Here is a 24448-nt window from a genome sequence, read left to right on the forward strand (position 1 = left end):
GGCCATTCGATAACGGCCACGCGTGCGCAAGCCGGCAGCGCTCACGCCGAGCCGCCTTGCAACGCTTGATTCGGTTCAGTTCAATTCAGTGCAGCGCGCACCAGCAAGCAGCGCGCACCGGCCGCCTGCCTCAGTCTGGCGCGGACTTGCCTTTGGATGAAACCCTGGACGCACCGTTAAGTGCGCCGAACACCTCATGCAGATCCGCCGCGCCGCGTGCGGGGCGGTCCAGCATCTTCAACTCGACGCTTTGCAAATGGCGCGCCATGAGCGCCGCTGCCTCTTTTGCATCGCCGGCGTCGAGCGCGGCGAGAATTGCTTCGTGGTCTTCGAACGAGCAAGGGCTGCGTCCGAGCGACTCATACAGTGCCGAAATCAGCGTGGAGCGCGCCACCAGTCCGTTCAGGCAGTCACACAGCACGGTGTTGCCGGTGAGCCCGGCCAACTCGGTATGGAACTCGCCCGACAGGCGAATCCACGCCGGAAAATCACGTGTTTCGAACGCTTTGCGTTCACGGCCGATCATGCTGCCGATACTCTTCAAACGGCGCATCCCATGACCGCCGCAAATCTTTTCAACCACGGCCAGTTCGATGATCCGGCGCATTTCAAACACTTCATGCACTTCCTGCAACGACGGGCTGGCAACGAAGGCACCACGATTCGGCTCGAGGTCGACGAGATGGTCGGTCGCCAGTTGCGCGAGCGCCTGGCGGATCGGTCCTCGCTTCACGCCAAATACTTCGCATAACTGTGCTTCTGTCAGCTTGGCGCCAGGGGCGAGCCGATGCTCGAGGATCGCGGCGCGGATGCGCTCGGCGATCGCTTCGGGTTTCGAACCATTCGAGCTGGCGGAATCTGTGTCGGACATGATGTTCGTCTCGGTATGTTGGTCATCATAGGATGGACATAAAAATTGTCAACAATTTTTGATTTGAATTTTGACAATGTTGGTAGCGCCATTGGGTTGGGGACCTAATGGAGCGGTGTGTGATCCTTGCGGGGCTTCAGTACCAGTTTAATTAAGGAGCTCCGCAACCGTCTACTGGTGGAGATTTTTGTCAACAAAATAGATGGACCATCACTGGCACGTCTGCTGGTGGTCGGGGTTAATAATAGACCGTTAGTTGCGTTAGCAATTCAAAAAGAAAGCAGGCAAACGCCCGCTTCCCAGCTCCCTGCCCCTTCGGCGCTCAGGCGAGAGACGGATAGCCCGATAACGTCAATTTGAACCCGTGTGCGCCGGCGACGAGGTGTGCGTCCGCACCGACCGGCAGCGTCAGCATATTAGGAACATGGCCGAATTGCAGACCGGTGATCACCGGAATCCCGACCACCGACCTTACCTGCTCGACCATCGCGTGCACGTCGTAGCCGTTGTCGTAATCGTAGGGTTTGCCGCCGGAGAAATCGCCGAGCACCAGCGCCTGCTGCTGCGCGAGAATGCCCGACAGGTGCAACTGATAAAGCATTCGCTCGAGCCGAAACGGCTGTTCGTTGACATCTTCGACGAACAGAATGCCGCCCTGCACCGGGGGCATGTACTGCGTGCCGATCAGCGATGTCAGCACCGCCAGATTGCCGCCCCACAACGTGCCGCTCACATCGGCGGTCTGTGCTTGTGGCGCGTTGCTCGTCACCGTCATGGTCGGCTGGGTCAGCGCGGACCAGAAGTGCTGCATGGTGAATTCGCTCAGATCTTCCGCGCCGAAGTCGCTCATCAACATCGGGCCGCCGAACGTTTTCAGTCCCGCGCGCGCCAGCAACGCCAGTTGAACCGCGGTGAAATCGCTATGGCCCACCAGCGCGACCGGTTGATCGGTCAGCCGACGTTGCAGCCCATCGTAGTCGAGTCCGTGCAGAATGCGCACCGCGCCGTAGCCACCACGCACGGCCAGCACGATGTCGGGCAATTCACGCGAAGGGTCGGCCAGCCGGTTCAGATCAGCGGCACGCTCGCCGTCAGTGCCGGCGAAGCGTTGGTATCGGCGTTTGGTCGCCTCGACACCGTTGACGCGATGCCCCTGGGCATGCAAGCGGCGCAACGCGCGATGCAGCACTTCGGAGTCGTGCGGATACCCGGACGGCGCGATCAGATCAATGGTGCGATGGACGGTCATTGGCAAGACCTGTTGGACGTTGTTGTGTTGTTTAGAGCGGCTCGGCCGGCCCCAGTTCGGTATGCGCTTCACCGCGCGCCGCCGCGCGTGCTTCACGGCTTGCGCGACGCCGCTCCGCAAAGAACGATCTGAGCGCGGCGCCGCATTCGGTTTCCAGCACGCCGCCCGTCACCGTGGCGTGGTGATTCAACTGCGGATTCGCAAACGCATCGACGACACTGCCGCACGCTCCCGTCTTCGGATCGCGCGCCCCGAACACGACGCGGGCGATGCGTGCGTGCATGATCGCGCCGGCGCACATCAGGCAAGGCTCGAGCGTGACATAGAGTTCGCAGCCCGGCAGCCGGTAGTTCCCGACGGCTTGCGCGGCTGCCCGCAACGCTACCATTTCCGCGTGCGCGGATGGGTCGTGCGCACCGATCGGATGGTTGAACCCTGTGGCGATGACTTCGTCGCCGCGCACGAGTACCGCGCCGACCGGCACTTCGCCGGCTGCGCGGGCCTGTTCGGCGGCGGCCTGGGCGAGCACCATGAAGCGGCGATCGCGCTCCGACACCGGAGGTGCGGGCAATTCGTCTGGCGGAGGATCGGTGTGGAACGACGCAGTGGCGGCAACTGTTTGAGCCGAATCGCTCGCCGGCACCGTAATGCCGGAACCAGCGGATTCAGGCTGGGCAGCCGGCAACTTCGCCGTCCCGGCCAATTCATCACACTCCGCGGGCTCGACCGGCTCCGGGCCTGACTCGACACAGCGGGCAAGCGGCTCGCTCACTGCGAACCCGCTTCAGCCGCATTGAGGTTGCCAACGCGTTCCGACAGTCGCTCGGCAATGCGCCGGCAGTATTCGCGCGGCAGGACCAGCGGACCGCCGCGCAGCGATTCAAGTGCCATGTCGAGCGCCAGCATGCGCGCCTGGAGACGGCAGCGGGAAGCCTCGTCACTCACGGCATTCAGCTCCGCTTGGAGGTCGCGCAACGCGCGCAGCTGCTCGACAGCTGGCGGCACGAAACCCGCATTTTTCAAAATCCGGTTGGCGACGCGCACCTCCTCGGGGACCAGTGCATCGTCCTCCAGAAGCAGCGGCGCGCCCGCGCCCGGCAAATCATCGAACTCACCGCGCGCGGCTGCGGCGGCAATACGCTGTTCGACTAACGCATCAAGCAATTTCATCTGCGGTCCACTACGTTGCGGCCCAAGCATTCTATCAGGGAGCACGCGGCGGTTCTGACTGTCTGACCGACGAATCTACCTGGTTTTCAGATTTTGCGCATTCGAAGAATGCATGTCGTGGATTAGGGTAGAGGGTTGTCGGCGCCGCCGCTTCGCCCCCAAAAAACTTACAAACATCTTTCGTCCGGCGACACAAAACAGCCGCCTTCAGCCGCCCTACTCATGGAGCCCATTTACGCCATGCAATCCGGATTCAACAATCACCGCGCCCACCCCGCACTTCCCGCTAGTGCCGCTTATGCCACACATGCCGCACGCTTCGATCCACGCCTGAGCGCACCGCTCGCGCAACTCCGCAAGCACGCTTTCAAGCGATACCTACGCGTGACCGTGATGGCCGTTGCCATCTCCGCCGCGTTATCAGGCTGCGGTGTGTTCTGCGGAGGCGCTGGCGGAAGCGGTGGTGGCTTTGCCGGCGGTTGCGCAACCGGTGTGCGGTTCTAGTCCGGCGCGCCTCAACGCATTAGTTCATAACGGCCCACACGAGCCAGTATCGTCACCCAGCCGCCAACGGCCAGCGCGCCAGAACGACATGCCGGGTTCGCCCGAGCAGGCTGTGCACCAAAGCAAACTCGCGCACGTTCCAACTGACGGCTTCAACAGGACGTGGCGCGATCCAGGGCATGCCGTAAGCGAGGGTCACGTGCGGCGTGAACGGTGTATTGGCCGAGTCCGTGCGATCTCCGAATCCAGCGCTCTGCAATGCCGGCCCCAGCGCGTCGTGAAGCGCGTGAAGTCCGGCGACACCCTCGCCTCCGCCCAACACCAGTGGCCCCGGCCGCGGCTTCAGCGCAAAACTGCGCGCGCTGTCGAACTCGACGCCAAAAGGCTCCATTTTGATGGTCGCGGCCGCGCTCATCGCTGCTTCCACGCGTGCCGGCGGCAAACCACCCGCGAAATTCCCGAGGTGCAGCAATGTGACGTGCAAACGGTTGGCCGCGAGAGGTTTGCTCTTCGAGCGCGTCTCCCCGCAGAGCTGGTGCGCCAGCTTCGAGATGCTCGCCGCCGTATGCGTATCTGGAAAGACGGCGAAGAACAGGCCATCGGTCGGCACAGGTGGCGCCTCGAGTCCGGGTAGCCAGAATTGCTCAGGCATAGCGCGCCTGAATGGGTGACGCAGACATTTCGAAGAATCTCCTCGCATCGTTGCGGGCTTGCCCACGCATCTGAAAATTTTCACGACTCGACGGGGCGAGGCGAGGCGAGGTTTAGCACATCCCCCGTATCCCGTGCCCGTTCACGCCCAATGAACTTGCACTCACTGGCCGTCCACGCACGATACTGTACATTCATACAGTATCGATGACAACGTGGAATCGCTCAAAACGCAGGAAGTACTTGCCGACGCAGTGAAATGCCCGGGATCTTGGGCACGCCCGGCACACGAAAAAGGGCGCCGCAGCGCCCTCTTCCGTGCCTTCAAATCATCTCCGACGCCGCCCCCCGGGAACAAGACCGGGAACAAAGCCGGCGCCGGCAAAGCGCGCCTGTCCGCGCCCGTCGCGCGAGCCCCGCAGGGCGGCCGCGACTAAAACATCCGCCCGCTAGAACCGGTATCCCAGTCCAACAAAGACGATCACCGGATCCGCCGTGATGCGCGTCTTGTTGGACAACACCGTCTGACCGTTGGCAGCCACGGCATTGACCGTCGCATTTGTCTTGAGAGACAGATAGGTCACCGACGCAGTCGCGTACCAGTTCTTGCTGATGTTGTAAGACGCGCCCGCAACGAAGGCGGGGTTCCATGACGGACTGAGCGATGCCGTCACCTGTCCGCCCGGCCCTGCAATCTGCTGCAACGCGCCACTGAATGTCGAATTGAGATTGGTATGCGAGAACCAGGTGTAGTTCACACCGACACCGACGAACGGACGCAGCTTCGCCTGCGCGTCGAAGAAGAAATACTTCAGGAACAGAATGGGTGACCACGACCGGGTGGTAGCGAGCGGCTGCAGATTTCCCAGATTGAGCGATGGCCCGCCAGCACCGAATGGTTTGGCGTTGCCCTGCGCAAACAGCTGGAGCTTGGGCGGTATGCCCGCTGCCAGGTCGACGGCGATATTGTCCGTGAAGAAATACGTGTTCGAGAGCTCCAGGGTGAACGTGTTATGTATCTGACCACCCGTGCCCGTTGACGTGAATGTGCCCAAAGCCGAACTGCTCTGCAACGAGGTTGCGGAAGACGGGGCAAAGTCGAGCCAGACACCTCCCACGCTGGTGATGAGACTGCCGGCGCTCTGTGCCATCGCGCTGCTGGACCATATCGCGCCGGATATTAACGCAAGGCATGCAAGTTTTTTAAACATATCCCCTCCACTTTATTTCGTATTACATATCAATAGTTTTGTATCGACGCCGGTTCTTCCAGTGCCGTTCAGAACTGCTCGATTGGGAGGCTCGACCCGCCCGACGCCCCGCTGCGGATCGCTTGCAGAAGCCCGTTCGCCCTGGGCAAGATCTTGTCGGCGTAGAAGCGCGCAGTGGCGAGCTTGGTGCGATGAAAGTCCGGGTCCTCATTCGCGGCGCTTTTTGCTGCCGCAACGAGCGCTGCGCGCCCCATCTGCCAGCCGCCGCACACGTAGCCGGTGAGCATCAGGTAGTCGACGGAACTGGCAAGCGCTGCATCGGGCTGAGTCGCCAATGCTTGCAGCATCCAGGCGGTGGCATCTTCCAGCGCCTGCACACCGGCCGCGAGCGCCGTGCCCACGGAGGCCACTTGCGTATCCGTGCTGCGTCCCAGCGCCAGCGCGGCCTCACGTATCTCCGCGACAAGCTCAGCCATCCCCGCGCCTTGGTCTGACGCGAGCTTGCGACCGGCAAGGTCAGCCGCCTGAATGCCCGTGGTGCCCTCGTAGATCGGCGCGATCCGTGCATCGCGCAGAAACTGGCATGCGCCCGTCTCTTCGATGTAACCCATCCCGCCGTGCACCTGCACGCCCGTCGACGCGATCTCGACGCCCAACTCCGTGCACCACGCCTTCAACACAGGGATCAGAAGATCGACACGCAGCTGGCGACGTGCGCGCTCAGCGGCGTCTGGGTCACGGTGCGCGCGGTCCATGTCCGCCGCCATCACATACGCGAAGGCGCGCATCGCTTCGATCTGGGACTTCATCGTCATCAACATGCGCCGCACGTCCGGGTGATGAATGATGGCCACGGCGCCACCTGATTTGCCGGACGCGAGCCGTCCCTGAACGCGTTCCTTCGCGTATTCACGGGCCTGCTGATAAGCGCGTTCCGCGATCGCGAGTCCCTGGATACCCACCTTCTGGCGCGCTTCGTTCATCATCGTGAACATATGCGCGAGCCCCTTGTTCTCCTGCCCGATGAGATAGCCGATCGCGCCGCCCTGGTCGCCGAAGCTCATCACACAGGTCGGACTCGCGTGAATGCCGAGTTTGTGTTCGAGCGATACGCAGTGCACGTCGTTGCGCGCGCCTCTAGAACCATCGGCGTTGAGCAGGAACTTCGGTACGAGGAACAGCGAGATGCCGCGCACGCCTTCGGGCGCATCGGGCGTGCGGGCCAGCACGAGGTGAATCACGTTATCCGTCATGTCGTGATCGCCCCACGTGATGAAGATCTTCTGGCCGGAGAGGCGATAGTGATCCCCGTCCGGCACGGCCCTGGTGCGCACGGCGGCCAGGTCCGAACCGGCTTGCGGCTCGGTCAGGTTCATCGTGCCGGTCCACTCGCCGCTGACCATCTTCGGCAGATAGCGTGCCTTCAACTCGTCCGAACCATGCTGGCGCAACGCCTCGGTGGCGCCGGCCGTCAACAGCGGACACAGCGCGAACGCCATGTTGGACGAGTTCCACATTTCCACGGTCGCTGCCTGCAGGAGTTCGGGCAAGCCCTGGCCACCGAACTCGGGGTCGCCGCTCAGGCCGCTCCAACCTCCCGCGACGAACTGCCCGTAGGCAGCCGGGAAACCGTCGGCGGCCACCACGCCATCAGGCGTCAGCCGCGCGCCCTGTTCGTCGCCGGACTTGTTGAGGGGCGCCAGGACTTCAGTCGCGAGCCTTGCGGCCTCCTCGAGTACCGCCTCGGCGAGTTCCGGAGTCGCCTCCTCGTAGCCCGGCAGCGAAGACAGCTCGCCGAGCTCCGCCAGTTCCGTCATCACGAAACGCATGTCGCGCAACGGCGCAATGTAAGTAGTCATTCTGTGCTCCTGTCTCAACCCTGTTGCAGCTTGTCGAGTTCGCCGGACAAAGCCGGCAATACCTTGAAGAGGTCACCGACGATCCAGTAGTCGGCGACCTGGAAAATCGGCGCCTCCTCGTCTTTATTGATGGCGACGATCACCTTCGAGTCCTTCATCCCGGCCAGATGCTGGATCGCGCCGGAGATGCCTACCGCGATATAAAGCTGCGGGGCAATCACCTTGCCGGTCTGGCCCACCTGATAATCGTTGGGCGCGAAGCCGGCATCGACCGCGGCCCGTGACGCGCCGACCGCCGCGCCGAGCTTGTCGGCGATGTCGTCGAGCAGTGAGAAGTTTTCGCCGGCCCCCATGCCCCGGCCGCCGGAGATCACGCGTTGCGCGGCCGTCAGCTCGGGGCGCTCGGAGCGGGTAAGCTGCTGGCTCACGAAGCGCGAGCCAGCAACTTCGGCGGCGCACTCCAGCGCTTCGATCGCGGCGCTGCCTCCTTCAGCGGATGCCGCGGCGAAGGCCGTCGTTCGAACGGTCACGACCTTGACAGGGTCGGCGCTTCGCACCGTCGCCAGCACATTGCCCGCGTAGATGGGGCGCACGAACGTATCGGCGGATTCGACGGCAACGATGTCGGAGATTTGCGCCACGTCGAGCAGCGCGGCCACCCGCGGCATCACGTTCTTCGCGGTAGTGGTGGCCGGTGCGATCACGTGGCTGTAATCGGCGGCGATCTTCACGATGAGCGCCGCCAGATTCTCGGCCAGCGCGTGGCCGTAGTGCGCGGCAGCGGCGAGACGAACCCGCGTGACACCGGCAATGCGGGCCGCCTGTTCGGCGACCGCAGCGTTTTGCGCGCCGGCCACGAGGACATGAATGTCGTCGCCCAGTTGGGCGGCAGCGGTCACGGCATTCAGGGTCGCTGTCTTGAGCGTCTGATTGTCGTGCTCAGCAATTACGAGTACGGGCATTTCTCTCCCCTTGCGTGTTAGATGACGTGTGCGACGTTGCGCAGTTTGTCGACCAGTTCGGCTGCGTCGGCGACGCGAATGCCTGCCTCGCGTTTGGCCGGCTCCGCGAGCCCGAGCGTCGTGAGCCGCGGCTTGACGTCGACCCCGAGCGCGTCCGGCGTCAGGACATCGAGCGGCTTTTTCTTCGCCTTCATGATGTTGGGCAGCGTGGCGTAGCGCGGCGTGTTGAGCCGCAGATCGGCGGTAATCACCGCCGGCAGATCGACTTCGATCGTTTCGAGCCCGCCGTCGATCTCGCGCGTGACCGTGGCCTTTCCCGCTTCGATGGCAATCTTCGAGGCGAACGTCGCCTGCGGCCAGCCGAGCAGCGCCGCGAGCATCTGGCCGACCTGGTTCGAGTCGTCGTCGATGGCCTGCTTGCCGAGCAGCACCAGTTGCGCTTGCTCCTTATCCACGAGCGCCTTCAGCAGCTTCGCGACCGCGAGCGGTTGCAACTCCACGTCCGTGTCGACGAGGATGCCGCGGTCGGCCCCCGTCGCCATCGCGGTGCGCAGCGTTTCCTGACAGGCCTGTACGCCACACGACACCGCGATCACCTCGCTCACCGTGCCGGCTTCCTTCAGGCGCACGGCTTCTTCAACACTGATTTCGTCGAAGGGGTTCATCGACAGCTTCACGTTGGCGATATCGACAGCGCTGCCGTCGGCCTTCACGCGGACCCTCACATTCGCGTCGACGACGCGTTTGACAGGAACAAGTACTTTCATTGCCTACTCCGTTTTGAAAATTCGTATGTTTCAGTGCGCCGTCTCACGGCGTTTCTGTGAATACGCCGTCACGCTGTTCGTCGAACATGGCTATCAGGTAGCGCTCAAGCGGCTTTTCCGATGCTGTCTTCGGGATCTCCGGCACCACCTGCAGCCAGGCGATTACCGAACTCGCTTCGAGCTTCGCGCGGCACGCGCGGAATATCTGCTGCGGGTCGAAACGGACCGCGTCCTTGGGCACCACCGCCGCGACCACGTCCTTCTCGCCGGGCGCGCCTGAGGCGGCCTTCACGCCGTAGACGTAGACGTCCTCGACCAGACCCGATTCGGCGATCACTTTCTCGATCGGCGCCGGATTGATGAACTCGCCGTTGTGGCGAATGCCGCCGCCTTTGCGGTAGTCGAAGAAGAGCCAGCCGTTCTCGTCCGCGTGCACGACGTCCCCCATGTACAGCCAGCCGTCCCTGCACTTCTTCGCCGAGGCGTCCGGATTACCGAAGTATTCGACCTTGAACGGCGAGCCGTCCGCCGGACGGAACAGCAGCTCGCCGGGCACGCCAGGCGCGCAGTCGTTGCCGTCGTCGTCGACGATGCGGTGCCTGAGAATCGGCGCGGGCTTGCCGATACTGCCGACCGGACCGGTCCCGAGCGGCTTGATCGTGATCCCGCCTTCCGCCGCGCCGTAGAACTCGACGATCTGCACGCCGAAGCGCTGCTCGAATGCCTGCCAGATCGCCGCCGGCATCCCTGCCGAGATCACGAAGCGCACGGGGTTGTCCGCGTCGCCGGCCTGGTTCGGCTGGCTATAGACCGCCGTGGTCATCCCGCCGAGCAGCGTGAACGTCGTGCAGCGGTACCTGCGGGTGATGTCCCACAGACGCGACTTCGTGAAGCGGCGCGACAGCACGGCGCGCATGCCGGCAGTGAGCGATGCGCCCAGCGTCACGATCTGCGCGTTGGCATGCGTGAGCGACAGTCCCGAATACGGCCGGTCCTCAGGCACGTAGCCAAACAGTGCCGACACCGCCGCCGACGTCGCGCAATAGCGGCGGTGCGTCATGACAATGCCCTTCGGCTCGCCGGTGGTGCCGGACGTGAAAATCAACTGCATTGCGCTGTCGGGATCGCGGCCCACGATCTGCAACTCGGGCACCCGTTCGGGCAGCAACGCGCGGTACGACGACACGCCGGCAAAAGCGCCGGGCGGCTTCGCGCCCTCGTCCGTTTCGAGCCCGATCACCCACGACAGCTGGGAGAGCGAAGCGCGCACCGCAAAGAGGTTGTCGAGCGCGTAGTCCGCCGCGATGACGCCGCGACAGCGCGCGTTGTCGAGCATGAAGGCGAGCTTCTCGCCCTTCGCGCGCGGATCGATCGGCACGAACACCGTGCCCGAAATCGACGCCGCGACCATCGCGTCGACGAACTCCGCGTGATTGGCCATCAGCAGCCCGAAATGCTCGCCGGGTTGCAGGCCCTGATCGATCAGTACCTGTGCGAGCCGTTGACCGTTCTCCCACAGTTGCCGGTAAGTGCGCACCTCATCGGGCCGCACGCCGGCGCCTTCGACGGTCAGCACGTCGAGATCCGGCATGCTCTCGACGCGATTGGCGAGCAACGCCGCCAAGGTGGTTTCAGGTGTCGTGCTCATGGCGCCCTCTCTCCTTGCAGATGCGATTGGGTCTTGCGCGTGCGCAGAATCTGTCGCGGGGTCACGGTTCGCCTCAGCGTCCGAGAATCGTGATGCTGGCGACGGCCTCTTCCACGCCGCACAACCCGCCGCCGTTCTCCGCGATCGCGATGCGCGCGCCTTCGACCTGGCGGGCGCCCGCCTCACCGCGTAACTGCGTCACCAGTTCGTAGAGCTGACCCAGTCCTGTTGCGCCGATCGGATGGCCCTTCGATTCGAGGCCGCCCGACGGATTGATCGGAATCCGCCCGCCTAGCGTCGTCTCGCCACGTTCCGCGGCCACGCCCCCCAGGCCCGGCTCGCACAACCCGAGCACTTCGGACTGGATGATTTCGCCGATCGCCGTCGCGTCGTGCACCTCGGCGACCGAAACATCCCCCGGCGCGACGCCCGCCTGCTCATAAGCGCTCAACGAGCCCAGCCGGACCAGATGCCGGTCGAGCGCGGTGGCTGGCCGTTCGCTTCCCGTTTGCAGCACCGAGGCCAATACACGAATCGCGCGCGCGCGCCGCCCCTGCAATAGCTCGAGGCCGGCCTCGCTGCACACGATCGCCGCGGCCGCGCCATCGCTGACGGGCGAACACATCGGCAGCGTGAGCGGATAAGTGATCGGCGGTGCGCCGAGAATCTCTTCGATCGAGTAAGCCTGCCGGTACTGGGCGAGCGGATTGTGGACCGAGTGTCCGTGGTTCTTGGCGGACACGGCGGCAAACTGGCGCTGGGTGGTGCCGAATTCGCGCATGTGCATGCGGCCCATCGAGGCGTAGATATCCATGAACACGCTGTACGGTTTCGGCGAGATGCTGCCTGCCGGCGGCTCGATGCCGTCGCCCATGTCGAGCAGCCGGCGCTTGCCGTTTTCCGTGTCATGCACGTCCCACGCGCCATCGAAGGCGCTGAAGGTGCGCGCCTTGTCCGTCGAGAACATCTTCTCCGCGCCCACCGCGAGGACGATATCGGCAGCACCGGCTTTCACGTAGTTCACCGCGAGGTGAAACGCGGTGCTGGCGCTCGCGCAAGCGTTCTCGACGTTGATCACCGCAACTTTCTCGATACCCATCGCCCGCAGTGCGAGCTGGCCGCGAATCATGTGCTGGCCTTCCATGTGCCCCTGGGTGGAGTTGCCGAAAAACGCGCCCTGCAACTGCGCCTTGTCACAGCCTGCGTCGGCGAGCGCGTCTTCCACTGCCGCGCGCGTGAGCTGCTTCACGCTGGTGTCGAGATGCTTGCCGAAGGGCGTCATGCCGACGCCCGCGATATACACTTCGTTGCCCATATCAATCTCCAATGCCGGCCGGCACGCGCCGCGAACCGCCGGCGCGAACCGTTCGATTCGTTGTCAAACGCGCTTGACCTCGTAGGCGAGATAACCTTCCTCGGCTTGCGCGGCGATCAGATTGCGCGCGCCGAACGCCTGCGCCGGCGACACGAAGCCGGTCGCGTGCAATTGCCCGCGCAGCACGCGGCGCGCCGCTTCCGCCCCGAGCACGCCGGTCTGCGCATAGGGCGAATTGCCACGCAGAATCACGCTGACGGAATTCGTATTGCCCCGTCCCCGAACCGACAGCGTGCAGCGATTCACATCCGGGTTTTCGCGCGCGGGCTCGGTCTGGGTCACCGCCTTGCCCCACTCATTGGTGACGTCTTCCTGTTTGGCGGGGTCGAGATGCCGGCACTCTTCCTCGAACTTCCTCAGCAGGCCGACCACCGCGAGAAAGCGCTCCTGATTCCTGAACGACACCAGCGTCTGGCAATTACGCACACGCGGATCGTCCTGGTACCAGACCGGCTCGCCGCCGCCGCTCCATGGCAACGCGTTCAGCAGCATGTGCTCACCCGGCACATGAACCTGATACGGGGTGGCCCACGGCCATTGCACCAGTTGCTTGTTGCGCAGATAAAACTGCGGCTGCGTGCACATCCGCAGAAACGACATCGTCGAGGCGACGCTGACTTCCGAGTCCCCGAGATAGAGCACGTCGAGCGTGTCGATGCCCGGGGTCTCCAGCGCGATCTCCGCCGCCAGATTGCCTTCGGCCCACATGTATGAATTGCCGGGGCACAGCGCCAGATTCCTGGCAGCGAAAGCCTCTCCATACGTGCGCTTGAGCAGCGACATCCAGTCGGTTTCGCCGGTGGTGTCGAAGTAGTTGCAACCGGCCGCGAGACTCGCCTCGACGACCGGGCGCCCGAGCTGCATGAACGGTCCGACGATATTGATCACCACCTTCTTGCCCTTGAAGAATTCGGTGAGCGCGCCTGTTTCGTGTTGAACCGCTACGCACTGGTAGTCATGTCCGGCCAGCTCGGGCACCTTCGCGAGCTCTTCTTCCAGCCGCTCCTTGCTGCGCCCGGCGGCAATGAACGGAATGCCGCGCTCGGCGAGCTTCCATGCCGTGAGCTTGCCCGTATAGCCACTTGCTCCATAGAGGACCACTTCGTAGGTCGTTGCCATTTCGTCGTCTCCTTCAGGTTTTCATCGGATTGCACGACCGTGCCGGGCCGTTCAAAGCAGCTCGGGATCGATCAGGTAGTAGCCGCCCTTGATCGCAAGGACTTCGTTGCAGCCGTCCTCGATCAGCGAAGCGCGGGCGTCGCGCCAGATCTTTTCGATCGGATACTCGCGGGTGAGCCCGTTGCCGCAGAAGATCTGCAGCGCGTCGTTGGCGACTTCGAAAGCGGTCTGGGTCGCGGTGATCTTCGCTGTCATGGCCGCGTGCAGCGACGGCTGCGCCGCCGTGAAGTTGTAATGCACGACACGCTGCGCGAGCGCGCGGGAGGCCTCCACCTTGCGGAACATGTGGAAGAGCCGTGCCGCGACCGACTGATGGCGGATGATCGGCAAGCCACCCTGCTTGCGTTCATGCGCGTAGGCGAGCGCGAGCTCGAACGCGGCGCGCGCGGTGCCGGTGAACACAGTGGCCATGATCGCGTTGGCGAATGTGTGGATCGCGTAGACGGCGTCGACATACTGGTCGGGACCGGCAAGGAGGTGCTCCTTCGACAACCTGACGTTCTCGAAGAACAGTTCGCCCTGGTTGAGCGCGCGCTGACCAACCTTGTCGAGCGGCTTGCCACGCGAGACGCCTTTGGCGTCGAGCGGCACGATCACCACCACGCCGCGTTTCGTGTCGGCGCCGCTGCCGCTGTCCGCCGCGCAATAGAGAATGCATACGTCGGCGACAATGCCGTTCGACACCCAGGCCGACTTCTGCCCGTTGATGATCACCTCGTCGCCGCGCAGCGTCGCCACGCAGTTGGGCCGGCCATAGGTGCCTTGCGGATTGAAGATCATGCCGTTCACGTCGAGCATGTCGGAGCCGTGATCGGGCTCCGTGATGGCCCAGCAGCCGAGCTTCGCATCCGGTGCGAGTGCGCGGCAAAACGAATTGCCGGACACCGCGCTCATCAGCGCGGGCAGCAAGCCGGCGCCGTACGACACCGCGAGTCCCGCATCGCCCCAGCCGAGCTCCTCGAACAGGATGCTCATCGTCGTTGCCCGTTCGGCCGGTTCGAGCTCGAGCAGCCCGTCGACGCCGAAACCGAGCCCGACAAACTTGTCGCGTGCTTCCCAATACGGCGAGCCCGGTGCGATCGCCTCTTCGGGCGTCATGCGATCGAGCTTGACGCCGATCGGGCGCAGCACTTCTTCCGCGTAACGGTGCACGCTCTGCTGAACCATCTGACTCATCTCCGAGGGCGCGGGCTGTGCACCGAGCGGACCGAGTTTGTGCGCTGCAAGGTGATTCGATGCGGTTGACATGTCTCCTCCTTCGAGGTGGTTGGGCGTATCATTTCGTGAGCGACGCACCGGTCACGGCCGGCCCCGGCAAGTGGTCCAGCGGTGTGGCCAGCGGGGTGCGTTTCACCGTTGTCCGGCTGACTGAACTTCGATCTCCTGCATGGAATCCATGGTGTCCCGGCGCGGCGCCATGCAACATCCCCCGTACAGGGGAGCGCGATTGCGTGGACGGGGGATGGCAGCCAGGGTCAACCCGAATGCCCGGAGCAGCTGATGCATGTCATTGAAGCGATGCCGCAACAGAAGCCGCCTTTCCTTCTCACCACGAAGGTCTTTCCACCACGGCTGCCCCCCGGTCTGATCGACCGTCCGCGGCTGAATGGTCTTGCCGAGCAGGCCGAGAGCAAACGGCTCACGGTGATCAAGGCGCCCGCCGGCTTCGGCAAGACTTCGCTCGCGCTCACCTGGCTCGCGCGGCTGCGCGCGGGCGGCGCACACCTCGCGTGGCTGTCTCTCGATACTGAGGATGACGAACCTGCGCGCTTTCTCCATCACGTGGCGCAGGCGTTGCGGCATGCCTGCGGCAACGTCGGCGCTTCCGCGATCGGCTTGACGGCCGAGGCCTCGCTGGTTCCCGCGCATGCCGTCGTGTCGACCCTCATCAACGAACTCGTCGACGTCGACGAAGAGGTCTATCTCTTCCTCGACGACTATCACCTGATCAGCCTTCCGGCGATTCACGACGCTATGTCGTTTTTCGTTGCGAACGCACCGTCACATGTGCATGTGGTGCTCTGCACCCGCACGGATCCCGCGCTGCCGCTCGCCCGGCTGCGAGCCCGCAACGATCTGCTGGAAATCGACGCAGCGGCGCTGCGCTTCAACTTCGACGAAACACGCTGCTTCGTCGAACACGAATGCCCCGGCAAACTGCGCGCTGCCGGCGTCAGATCGCTGTTCGCAGGCACCGAAGGCTGGGCCGCGGCGCTGCGCATTTCCACCTCGGTGCTCTCGCGCGAGCAGGTCAGGCCGGGTTGGGAATTGACCGCGCCTTCCGGCTCTTCCCGGCCGTTCGCCGCTTATCTGGAAGACATGCTGAGGCGCTTGCCCGTCGAGATGGTCGAGTTCATGCTGCGCACGTCGATCCTCGACCGGCTGACGGCGCCGCTGTGCGAGGCGGTCACCGGCATCGAGGCGAGCCAAAGCCTGCTCGAGGCAATCGCCGCACGCCAGTTGCTGCTCGAACCGATGGACGTGGAAGGACACTGGTTCCGCTATCACCACCTGATGGGCGAGTACCTGCGCCTGCGGCTGGAGACGCAGTATCGCGACGACGTGCCGGGTTTGCATCTGCGTGCATGCCAGTGGTACGCCGGGCAGGAGCGCTGGACCGACGCCGTCAGGCACGCCATCGCCGCCGGCGCCACGGAAGACGCCGTCTCCTTGATGGGCCGTTGCGCGATGGCGCTCGTCACCAGAGGCGACCTGCTGACGCTGCTAGGCTGGCAACGCCAGTTCCCGGCCCACCTGATGCGGGCGCAAGTGACCGTCACGCTGGCAATCGCCTGGGGAATGGCGCTGGCGATGCGCTTTCACGACGCGCTCGCCATGCTGGATGCAATCGAACGCGACACGTCCGCCACGAGCGCCGGCGCTGAAGCCATCCGTTGGGAATCCCAGGCGATCCGTTCGGTCGTGGCAGCGCTGCAGGACGATCCGCAACGGGCGCTCGTGCTGGCCCAGGCCTGCCTCGATCAGCCGTCGACCGATATCTGGACCACCAACGTGGTCTCCAATGTCGTGCGCTTTGCGCATTGGAAAGCGGGCGACCTGCAGGCGCTGTACGCAACGCCCTGGATTCCCTATTCGATCGAGGAAGACAAGCGCAACGTGTTTTCGTCTGTTTACCGGCTATGTCTGCTGGGCCACGCGGAAATGCAGCAGATGCACTTCGCGCTGGCCGAGCGGTATTTCACGGAGTCGGCGCGGCTCGCCGAACATCATGCCGGCCCGCAGTCCGTCTGTGTCGCGCTGTGCGCGCCGATGATCGGACATATCCGCTACGAACAGGGCCGGCTGGACGAGGCCGAAGCGCTCGTCATCGACCTGATGCCGGTTGTCGACGCCGCAGTCATGCTCGATAGCGTATTGATCGCTTATCGTCTGCTCGTGCGGATCGCGATCGCGCGCGCGGACACCGCCCAGGCCCATGCCCTGCTCGACCAGGCCCAGACCCTGGCTTATGCGCGCCGGTGGGACCGGCTGAGCGCCGCCGCGCTCGTCGAGCGCAGCCGCCTGTATCTGATGGAAGGAAGACTCACGGAGGCCGCCGCGTGTGTCGCGCAACTCGACCGGCTCGCCGCCTCCGTGTGCGGCCCCGCGCAGTCCGTCTCACCCGAGATCGAAACCTACCGCGCGCTGGCGGCGGCCTGTGTGGCAATGGCGCAGAATCGCGCGCGGGATGCCGTCGAGTCGTTGAATGCCGCGCTTCAGAGCGTCGAAAGCCGGCATGGCGATTACCTCGCGTTACGCCTGCGAACCGTGCTCGCACTCGCGTGGCTGGGCGCGCAGGAACGCAGCCGGGCCATCGAGATTTTTCGTGAAGTGCTGAGCGTTGCCGCACCCGCCGGCATCTATCGGTCCATCCTCGATCAGGGAGCGGAAATCGGTCCGTTGCTGCAAGCCGTTCGCGACGACACACGATGCACGGCGCAAACGAAGGACGCGAGCGCGTACATCGATCATCTGCTCGACGGCTGGCGCGCGCTGTACCAGCCCGCCAGCAAGCCCGAGCGCGAATCGCTGAGCCCAAGGGAGCGCAACATCGTCGAGTTGATCGCCGAGGGACAGTCGAACAAGGAAATCGCGCGCGCCCTCGGGATCACGCCTGAAACCGTCAAGTCTCACGTGAAGAGCATCTTCGTGAAGCTGGCGGTCGACAAGCGCGCTCAGGCGGTGGCGCGCGCGCAGGCGTTGGGACTCGTTGGGCAGCTATAGATCGCGCAGCGCCCTGCTCGACGCATGCGCTTCACCGCGCGGCGACCAGCGTGGCCGCGTGGAGCAGAACGCCGATCAGACCGCCGACGAAGGTGCCGTTGATCCGGATGTATTGCAGGTCGCGGCCGATCTCCGCCTCGATCTTCCGGCCGACTTCCGCCGCATCCCAGCTTGTCACGACCTCGGTGATCAGCGCCGACAGCCGGCGCCGGTAGCGCACCGCCAGCGAGCGCGCGAGTTCGAGCCACCACGCGTTCAGCTTGCCTTGAAGGACGGGCTCGCTGCTTACGCTCTTGCCGAGCGAAGCCAGCATACTCGCGGCCACGTCGCGCAGGACCGAATGCTCGCGATCCAGGTCGGCGGCCACGCGCGCGCGGGTGTGATCCAGAATCACGCGATAGTATTCACCGTCCCTAAGGCGCCGGATGCAATCGCGCAGCAACGATCTGCCGAAGCGGCGATGAACGGCCGAGCTCTGCAACTGAACGATCAGATCCTGCACGGCCGCGTCGAACTGGCGGCGCAACTCGTGATCCGGACTCGCGGCGACTTCACGAAGCAGCGCAATGATGCCTTCGACGAACCGGTTGACGATATAGGCGTCGAGCTGTGCGGGCGTGTAGCGCGACGCCGCGCTGAACCTGGCCTTGATCAGATCCACGTTGGCGGTGAGCCACTTCTCCAGCGCGCCCAGTCCGCGATCCAGCAGTGGCTGATGCCGGTCATCTTCCGTCAGGACTTTGAGGATGCCGCCGGCAGCGCGAGACACGTCGAGCGTGCGCAATTGCGGAATCACCACGCGCTCGAAGAAGCGCCCAAGGTCCGCGCCGTCGATGCTGTTCAGCAATCCCGGCAGCGAGTCCGCCACCGCATCGGCTACCGCGCGGCTGTGGGCCGGCTCGGCCAGCCACTGGGCCAGCGCGTGCGCGGCGTTATGGCCGCTGAGCCGGCCGATGATGAGCTCCGGGGTCAGGAAATTGTCTTCGACAAAGTTGCCGAGACTCTCGGCGATGTGCTGCTGGTTGCGTGGAATGATCGCCGTATGCGGGATCGGCAGGCCAAACGGATGCCGGAACAAGGCGACCACCGCATACCAGTCCGCGATCGCACCGACTATGCCGGCCTCGGCGAACGCTCGCGGCCATGCAAGCCACGGATAGCCGGCCTGCCAGGAGACGCACGTGGCCAGCAGCGCGATCATCAGCGCGAGCAGGCACGTCGCGGTTCGCCTCATGCGCTTCAGACGAATCGCCTTGCGGTCTTGCGGTGCATCGGCTGACGCGCGTTGCGAGCTCTCACTGCCGTCACCGTCGCCGTCAGTCAGAAAGCTCAAACCGTCTCCTGCCGAAGAAACTTTCGCACCACGGGCGCCACGTCTTTCGCACGCGTGATCAGAAACAGATGCCCGTCGTCGATCACATAGAGCGTCGCGTCGCGGATACGGGCCGCGAGAATTTTCGCGTTGGTCAAGGGCACGATAGGATCGTCGTTGCCGTGCATGACGAGTGTTTTCTGGCTCAAGCTGCCGAGCCAGGGCAGGCTGCTCCAGCCCGATGCGGCCAGCAGCTGATAGAGATAGCCACGGCCGCGCGGCGCCTGAATGTGGCGGCTATGTTGTTCGAGTAGCGCGGGATCGCGCCGGTAAGCACCGCCATAGATTTCCGCCCCCACCTTCAGAAGATAGGCCGGGTCGGTATAGCGGCGCGGTCCGATCAGCTTCGACAGCACCGAAAGCCGCGCCGGCACCATGATCACGCCTGGCGACGTGGCCGCCAGAATCAGCCGGCGGCAGCGCCCCGGATACAGATGCGCGAATTGCTGCGCGAGCGCGCCGCCCCAGGAGACGCCGAGCACGTCGACGGGTCCGTCATGACCCAGCCGCGACAATAGCCTGTCGCTCAGCACCGACAGCGTCGAGAAGCGATACGGCAGGACCGGCGCAGGCGAGCCGCCGACGCCCGGGATATCGAAGATGATGACGCTCACGTCTTCCAGCGCTGCCACGAACGGTTCCACGAGTTCGAGATTCGCGCCAATGCCGTTGAAGATGAGCAATGGCGGCGAAGCGTCGCTGCCATACCGGGTCGCAACGCGCAGAAGCTGACCGTCCAGATCGACGGTCTGGATCTGCAGGGTGGTGGCCGACTCGGGGCGCATCGTCATTTCTGTCATTTCTCTCATCCGGAAGACCTCATGACACGACACTGCTGCATCGGCAGCAGTGGTGTTTCGCATTGCCGCGCCGCGTTACTTTTTCGGTTGCAGGAGCGCCTTCAATTCCTCGACATGCTCTGCCGCGCGCCGCGTCACCACCGCAAAACTGTCGGACTGGGCACGGTATGCCGTATCAGCGAGTTCCTGCATGTCCACCAGCGCCTTGTGCAACGCCTGCTGAACCACTTCGCCCGTATTCGCCGTGGGCTTGCCGCCTGCCGCGCCGAGCCGCGTGACGAGAGACTGCAACTCAGCCATCGTCGTGCGCAGAATCTCCGACTGCTTGGTAGCGAGCGACTGCATGCCCGAGAGCGCGGCGGTGTTGGCTTGCGCGAGCGCGTCGATGTCCTTGCGGCGCGACTCCAGAAGCGCGGTGACGTCGATGCCCGGCAGCTTGAACTGCCCGATTACTTTTGCGTATTCACCGAAGAGATTGCTGGGATTGATTGATTCCATGATCAAGACTCCATAAAAACTGCGTTGAAAAAATATTGGCTATGACGCCATGACACGGCCACAGGGGTGCGTCATGCTTCCATCACGTAGGTGCCGGGCGCCTGCGCGACCGACGGATACTGCTTGTTGCCCGGCGCTGCCGGCGCGGCCCGGCGTTCACCCGAACGGGCGGCCAGCCAGTCGCGCCAGTTGCTCCACCACGATTCCTTTTCGGCCTGCGCGGCGGCGAGCCACGCGTCGGCATCGGCCGGCAGTTCCGGATTGACGAAGAACTTCGCCTTCGGATTGCCCGGCGGGTTGATCAGGCTCTGGATATGGCCGCTCGAGCTCAGCACGAAGCGTGTATTGCCGCCGAAGGTCCGTGCCGAGTTGTAGACGCCCTTCCACGGCGTGATGTGATCCGTGATGCCGGCCACGACGTACTTGTCACAGGTCACCTCGGACAGATCGATCGGCGTACCCAACACCGTCAGCGCGCGCGGCTTGCTGAAGAGGTTGCCCGTAAAGATGTCGAGCAGTTGTCCATGCAGTTTGGCGGGCAGCCGGGTCGTGTCGTTGTTCCAGTAGAGGATGTCGAAGGCAGGCGGCGTCTTGCCCAACAGATAGTTGTTGACCCAGTAGCTCCACACCAGATCGTTAGGACGCAGCCACGCGAACACGCGGCCCATCTCCTCGCCGGCGAGCACGCCGCGCGCGGTGCTGCTCTGCTTGGCGGCCGCGATCGCTTCCGGCGTCGCGAAGAGGCCGAGCTGCGATTCCGCGCTGCTGTCCAGCACGGCGACCATCAGCGTGGCGGCGTTGACGGTCTTTTCACCACGGCTCGCGAGATGCCCGAGCAGCGCCGAGATCGTCATCGCGCCGGAGCACGCGCCGTGCAGGTTCACGTCGTCGCTGCCGGTGATGTCCCGGACCGCCGCGATCGCTTCCATCAGCGCGGCGACGTAGGTATCCATGTCCCAGTCACGCTGCGCGGCCGTGGGGTTGCGCCAGCTCACGACGAACACCTGGAATTCGTTCTTCACCAGATAGTTGACGATGCTCTTGCCTTCCGACAGGTCGAATACATAGAACTTGTTGATCTGCGGCGGCACGATCAGCTGCGGGCGGCCGTACACCTGCTCCGTGGCCGGTGCGTACTGGATCAGCTCGAGCACCTCGTTGCGAAACACCACCGCGCCCGGTGCCGTCGCGAGATTCTTGCCGACTTCGAACGCGGTGCGGTCCACCTGCTCGGGCATGCCCTGGTTCTTCAGCAGGTCCATCACGAAGTTGCGGAACCCGCCAATCAGGCTCGCGCCGCCGGACTCGACGATCTTCTTGAGCGCCGCCGGATTGCCGAGCAGCGTATTCGTCGGCGCCAACGCATCGGTCAGCAGCGACAGCACAAACTGCGCGCGCTCCTTGCTCCGCTGGTCCAGCGCCGAACGGGCGACGAAGCCGGTGAGCGCGTCGCGCCACGCCAGATAGCCTTGCAGTGTCATGCGGTACCACGGATTGTCCTGCCACGCCGGATCGCCGAAGCGCTTGTCGCCCTGCGGCGGCGAGGATTCCGCGCTGCCGCACAGCACGGCAACCAGCGCCCGGGCGAGTGCCGCTTCCTGTTCCGCGACCAGCGCGGGTTGCTGCAACGCCTGCGCACCGATCTGCTGTGCGGTGGCGAGGATGTCGCAGGGACGCAGCCCGACAAACGGGTTGGGACCGAGCATGCCGTCCGCGGCAGACGCCGCGAGGTCATCGGCCGGCGTGTCTCGCGATTGATTTTCAGTGGTTACCGCCATTTTGCTGCTCCTCAAACGACCGCTTGGTCGTCGTCAATTCGTCTTCGTCAGGCGACCGGCTCACGCCACCAGCATCGCCAGCGTCTCCGCGATCAGGGCCGGCTTGGCCTCGCCCTCGATCTGCAACTCGTTCATCGTCTTGACGATGACGCGGCCGCCGCCCTTTTTCTCCACCGACACCAGGCTCACGCGGTTGCGTACCCGTGCACCGGCCTTGACCGGCGTCATGAAGCGAACCTTGTCGAGTCCGTAGTTCAGGCCGGCCGAGGCGTCCTCGGGAATCAGGCCGATCTCGATCGCGAGTGCGGCCAGCAAGGACAGCGTCAGATAGCCATGGGCGATGGTGCCGCCGTAGGGGCTCTCGCGCTTCGCCCGCTCCACGTCCACGTGAATCCACTGCCGGTCGCCGGTGCATTGCGCGAAGGCATCGATGCGCGCCTGGTCGACGACAACCCACTCCGACAGACCCAGCTCGCGGCCGACGAAGTCGTCGATCGTGGCAAGGCTGTATGCGTTGATACTCATCGTGTCTGCTCCTCGTGACCGGTCAGGCGAACTGCTCGCGCAACCACTTCTTGTTCATCTTGCCGACGCTCGTCTTCTCCAGCGCGTCGACGAACTTGACGATCTGCGGCACCGCATACTTCGAAATCCGCCCCGTCGCGCTGAACGTCAGCACATGCTGTTTGATGTCTTCCTCGGTGGCCGCCATATCGGCCTTCAGCACCACCAGCGCCACGGGCCGTTCGCCCCACTTGTCGTCCTTGATGCCGATCACCGCGACTTCGGCGACACCCGGATGCAACGAAATCAGGCTTTCGATTTCAAGCGACGAGATCCACTCGCCGCCCGACTTGATCACGTCCTTGATCCGGTCCGTGATCTGCACGTTGCCGGTCGGGTCGATATTGGCGATGTCCTGCGTATGCAGATAGCCGCCGGCCCAGAGCTGCACGGACGCCTCGGGATTGTTCAGATAGCCCTGCGTCAGCCACGGCGCGCGCACGACGACTTCACCGAATGCCTTGCCGTCGTGCGCAACGTCCTCCATGCTTTCGTTGACGATGCGCAGGTCGACGAGCGGGACCGGCCTGCCGGTCTTGCAGCGCAAACGCACCTGCTCATCGAGTCCAAGCGCTTCGCTGCCGGGCGGAAGTTGCGCGAGGCTCAACACGGGGCACGTCTCGGACATGCCGTAGCCGGTGAAGACGTCGATGCCCCGCTCGAGCGCCGTGCGGGCAAGGCCGTGCGGCAACGCGCCGCCGCCGATCACGATCTTCCAGTTGCTGAAATCGACCGAGTTCGCCTCGGGGCAACCCAGCAGCATGTGCAGGATCGTGCTCACGCAATGCGAGAACGTGACGCCTTCGTCGCGCACGAGTTGCACCAGCCGTTCCGGCACATAGCGGCCCGGATAAACCTGCTTCACGCCAAGCACCGTAGCGATGTAGGGCATGCCCCACGCGTGCACGTGGAACATCGGCGTGAGCGGCATGTAGACGTCACCGCGGTGAAAGCGCTGGCCCGACATCGGACTGGACAGCGCCGCCATCACCGTGAGGGTGTGCAGCACGAGTTGCCGGTGAGAGAAATAGACGCCCTTGGGCAAGCCGGTGGTGCCCGTCGTGTAGAACGTCGTGGCGCGCGTGTTCTCATCGAAATCCGGGAACGCGTAGCTGGGCTCGCCGGCGGCCAGCATCGCCTCGTACTCGGTCGCGAACGGAATGGTGTGCGCACAGGCGTCGCTGCCCGGCTCGTCGATCCAGACGAAGGTGTGCACCGTTTCCAGTTGATCCTTGATGGCCTCGACCACCGGCAGAAAATCGGTGTGAACCAGCAGTATTTCCGCACCGGCGTGGTTGATCGTATAAGCGATCTCCGCCTGCGAGAGCCGCACGTTGACCGTCTGCAGCACGGCGCCCATCATCGGGACCGCGAAGTAGGACTCGAGATAGCGGTGACTGTCCCAGTCCATCACGGCGACCGTGCTGCCGTGCCGCGCGCCGAGCCGGCTCAGGCCGTTGGCGAGCCGCGCAATCCGTTCGTGCAGCGTGGCATAGGTCATACGAAGCTGACCGCGGTAGACGATTTCCTGGTCCGGGGCCTGAACGAACGGCGTATGCAGCAACTGCTTGATCAGTAGCGGATACGCATGGGCCGTGAGCGTCGGGTCTTGCACGTCGTCCTGCATCTACATCTCCTTGAGTCCGAAATTGGATCGCGGGCTGGCACAGGTTGATCGTCGCGTGGCGCGTTCAGTGCATCCCGAGTGATGCCATGATCGGTGCGATAAGGGTGCCGGACCATCCCCTGAAAGGGGGAGCGGCATG

General features: G+C 64.2%; 20 protein-coding genes. 1 reads left to right on the top strand and 19 read right to left on the bottom strand.

Features of this window, described 5'->3' with window-relative positions:
• Nucleotides 1-130 precede the first annotated feature (130 nt).
• From PQR53_RS06365 to PQR53_RS06425, 13 genes are all read right to left on the bottom strand, one after another.
• Nucleotides 131-871 (bottom strand): GntR family transcriptional regulator, encoded by a 741-nt coding sequence (locus PQR53_RS06365; RefSeq protein WP_408451727.1) that lies wholly within the window; start codon nt 869-871, stop codon nt 131-133.
• A gap of 322 nt (nt 872-1193) precedes the next feature.
• Entirely contained in the window at nt 1194-2120 is a 927-nt protein-coding gene (ldcA, locus tag PQR53_RS06370) for a muramoyltetrapeptide carboxypeptidase (protein ID WP_408451728.1), read from the bottom strand.
• Nucleotides 2121-2151: 31 nt separating this feature from the next.
• On the bottom strand, nt 2152-2892 hold the full coding sequence (gene tadA, locus PQR53_RS06375; protein WP_408451729.1) for a tRNA adenosine(34) deaminase TadA: 741 nt from the start codon (nt 2890-2892) through the stop codon (nt 2152-2154).
• A complete protein-coding gene (locus tag PQR53_RS06380) occupies nt 2889-3290 on the bottom strand; it encodes a DnaJ family domain-containing protein (RefSeq protein ID WP_179732569.1) in 402 nt (133 codons plus the stop codon). Before PQR53_RS06380 ends, tadA begins: the two co-directional genes overlap by 4 nt.
• Before the next feature lie 556 nt (nt 3291-3846).
• The gene (locus tag PQR53_RS06385; protein WP_408451730.1) at nt 3847-4446 is read right to left on the bottom strand and encodes a 2'-5' RNA ligase family protein; all 600 of its coding nucleotides are present in this window, start codon (nt 4444-4446) and stop codon (nt 3847-3849) included.
• 448 nt (nt 4447-4894) lie between these two features.
• Nucleotides 4895-5596 carry an OmpW/AlkL family protein gene (locus PQR53_RS06390; protein ID WP_408451731.1) on the bottom strand — a complete coding sequence of 234 codons (702 nt, stop codon included), beginning with the start codon at nt 5594-5596 and terminating at the stop codon, nt 4895-4897.
• 128 nt (nt 5597-5724) lie between these two features.
• On the bottom strand, nt 5725-7515 hold the full coding sequence (locus PQR53_RS06395; RefSeq protein ID WP_408451732.1) for an acyl-CoA dehydrogenase C-terminal domain-containing protein: 1791 nt from the start codon (nt 7513-7515) through the stop codon (nt 5725-5727).
• A gap of 14 nt (nt 7516-7529) precedes the next feature.
• On the bottom strand, nt 7530-8477 hold the full coding sequence (locus PQR53_RS06400) for an electron transfer flavoprotein subunit alpha/FixB family protein (protein ID WP_408451733.1): 948 nt from the start codon (nt 8475-8477) through the stop codon (nt 7530-7532).
• Between the two features lie 17 nt (nt 8478-8494).
• A complete protein-coding gene (locus PQR53_RS06405) occupies nt 8495-9244 on the bottom strand; it encodes an electron transfer flavoprotein subunit beta/FixA family protein (protein WP_408451734.1) in 750 nt (249 codons plus the stop codon).
• A 43-nt stretch (nt 9245-9287) separates the two neighbouring features.
• Nucleotides 9288-10892: an AMP-binding protein gene (locus tag PQR53_RS06410; protein WP_408451735.1), complete on the bottom strand. Its 1605-nt coding sequence runs from the start codon at nt 10890-10892 to the stop codon at nt 9288-9290.
• Nucleotides 10893-10965: 73 nt separating this feature from the next.
• Nucleotides 10966-12207 (bottom strand): thiolase family protein, encoded by a 1242-nt coding sequence (locus PQR53_RS06415; protein WP_408451736.1) that lies wholly within the window; start codon nt 12205-12207, stop codon nt 10966-10968.
• A 63-nt stretch (nt 12208-12270) separates the two neighbouring features.
• Nucleotides 12271-13386 (bottom strand): saccharopine dehydrogenase family protein, encoded by a 1116-nt coding sequence (locus tag PQR53_RS06420; protein WP_408451737.1) that lies wholly within the window; start codon nt 13384-13386, stop codon nt 12271-12273.
• Nucleotides 13387-13437: 51 nt separating this feature from the next.
• Nucleotides 13438-14694, bottom strand: a complete 1257-nt coding sequence (locus PQR53_RS06425; RefSeq protein WP_408451738.1) for an acyl-CoA dehydrogenase family protein — start codon at nt 14692-14694, stop codon at nt 13438-13440.
• Nucleotides 14695-14946: 252 nt separating this feature from the next.
• On the opposite strand from PQR53_RS06425, the gene PQR53_RS06430 reads away from it, so the two are divergent.
• Nucleotides 14947-17670, top strand: coding sequence for a winged helix-turn-helix domain-containing protein (locus tag PQR53_RS06430; protein WP_408451739.1), 2724 nt, complete (start codon nt 14947-14949; stop codon nt 17668-17670).
• Nucleotides 17671-17701: 31 nt separating this feature from the next.
• Here the strand turns inward: PQR53_RS06430 and PQR53_RS06435 are convergent, their stop codons facing one another.
• The 6 genes from PQR53_RS06435 to PQR53_RS06460 form a co-directional block, all read right to left on the bottom strand.
• Entirely contained in the window at nt 17702-19003 is a 1302-nt protein-coding gene (locus tag PQR53_RS06435; protein WP_408451740.1) for a DUF445 domain-containing protein, read from the bottom strand.
• Complete coding sequence (phaZ, locus tag PQR53_RS06440) at nt 19000-19833, bottom strand: poly(3-hydroxyalkanoate) depolymerase (RefSeq protein WP_408452329.1); 834 nt, start codon at nt 19831-19833, stop codon at nt 19000-19002. Before phaZ ends, PQR53_RS06435 begins: the two co-directional genes overlap by 4 nt.
• Nucleotides 19834-19917: 84 nt before the next feature.
• On the bottom strand, nt 19918-20340 hold the full coding sequence (locus PQR53_RS06445; protein WP_408451741.1) for a phasin family protein: 423 nt from the start codon (nt 20338-20340) through the stop codon (nt 19918-19920).
• A gap of 71 nt (nt 20341-20411) precedes the next feature.
• Nucleotides 20412-22118, bottom strand: coding sequence for an alpha/beta fold hydrolase (locus PQR53_RS06450; protein WP_408451742.1), 1707 nt, complete (start codon nt 22116-22118; stop codon nt 20412-20414).
• 60 nt (nt 22119-22178) lie between these two features.
• On the bottom strand, nt 22179-22643 hold the full coding sequence (locus tag PQR53_RS06455; RefSeq protein WP_408451743.1) for a MaoC family dehydratase: 465 nt from the start codon (nt 22641-22643) through the stop codon (nt 22179-22181).
• A gap of 22 nt (nt 22644-22665) precedes the next feature.
• Nucleotides 22666-24309, bottom strand: coding sequence for a fatty acid--CoA ligase (locus tag PQR53_RS06460; protein ID WP_408451744.1), 1644 nt, complete (start codon nt 24307-24309; stop codon nt 22666-22668).
• Nucleotides 24310-24448: the final 139 nt, after the last annotated feature.

This window comes from Paraburkholderia fungorum, assembly GCF_046027605.1.
GTDB lineage: Bacteria > Pseudomonadota > Gammaproteobacteria > Burkholderiales > Burkholderiaceae > Paraburkholderia > Paraburkholderia fungorum_F.

Excerpts from the sequence above, each read along its gene's own strand:
- PQR53_RS06365 (WP_408451727.1), bottom strand. The coding sequence starts at position 871 with ATGTCCGACACAGATTCCGCCAGCTCGAATGGTTCGAAACCCGAAGCG.
- ldcA (WP_408451728.1), bottom strand. The coding sequence starts at position 2,120 with ATGACCGTCCATCGCACCATTGATCTGATCGCGCCGTCCGGGTATCCG.
- PQR53_RS06380 (WP_179732569.1), bottom strand. The coding sequence starts at position 3,290 with ATGAAATTGCTTGATGCGTTAGTCGAACAGCGTATTGCCGCCGCAGCC.
- PQR53_RS06385 (WP_408451730.1), bottom strand. The coding sequence starts at position 4,446 with ATGCCTGAGCAATTCTGGCTACCCGGACTCGAGGCGCCACCTGTGCCG.
- PQR53_RS06390 (WP_408451731.1), bottom strand. The coding sequence starts at position 5,596 with ATGGCACAGAGCGCCGGCAGTCTCATCACCAGCGTGGGAGGTGTCTGG.
- PQR53_RS06395 (WP_408451732.1), bottom strand. The coding sequence starts at position 7,515 with ATGACTACTTACATTGCGCCGTTGCGCGACATGCGTTTCGTGATGACG.
- PQR53_RS06400 (WP_408451733.1), bottom strand. The coding sequence starts at position 8,477 with ATGCCCGTACTCGTAATTGCTGAGCACGACAATCAGACGCTCAAGACA.
- PQR53_RS06405 (WP_408451734.1), bottom strand. The coding sequence starts at position 9,244 with ATGAAAGTACTTGTTCCTGTCAAACGCGTCGTCGACGCGAATGTGAGG.
- PQR53_RS06410 (WP_408451735.1), bottom strand. The coding sequence starts at position 10,892 with ATGAGCACGACACCTGAAACCACCTTGGCGGCGTTGCTCGCCAATCGC.
- PQR53_RS06415 (WP_408451736.1), bottom strand. The coding sequence starts at position 12,207 with ATGGGCAACGAAGTGTATATCGCGGGCGTCGGCATGACGCCCTTCGGC.
- PQR53_RS06420 (WP_408451737.1), bottom strand. The coding sequence starts at position 13,386 with ATGGCAACGACCTACGAAGTGGTCCTCTATGGAGCAAGTGGCTATACG.
- PQR53_RS06425 (WP_408451738.1), bottom strand. The coding sequence starts at position 14,694 with ATGTCAACCGCATCGAATCACCTTGCAGCGCACAAACTCGGTCCGCTC.
- PQR53_RS06430 (WP_408451739.1), top strand. The coding sequence starts at position 14,947 with ATGCATGTCATTGAAGCGATGCCGCAACAGAAGCCGCCTTTCCTTCTC.
- phaZ (WP_408452329.1), bottom strand. The coding sequence starts at position 19,833 with ATGACGATGCGCCCCGAGTCGGCCACCACCCTGCAGATCCAGACCGTC.
- PQR53_RS06445 (WP_408451741.1), bottom strand. The coding sequence starts at position 20,340 with ATGGAATCAATCAATCCCAGCAATCTCTTCGGTGAATACGCAAAAGTA.
- PQR53_RS06450 (WP_408451742.1), bottom strand. The coding sequence starts at position 22,118 with ATGGCGGTAACCACTGAAAATCAATCGCGAGACACGCCGGCCGATGAC.
- PQR53_RS06455 (WP_408451743.1), bottom strand. The coding sequence starts at position 22,643 with ATGAGTATCAACGCATACAGCCTTGCCACGATCGACGACTTCGTCGGC.
- PQR53_RS06460 (WP_408451744.1), bottom strand. The coding sequence starts at position 24,309 with ATGCAGGACGACGTGCAAGACCCGACGCTCACGGCCCATGCGTATCCG.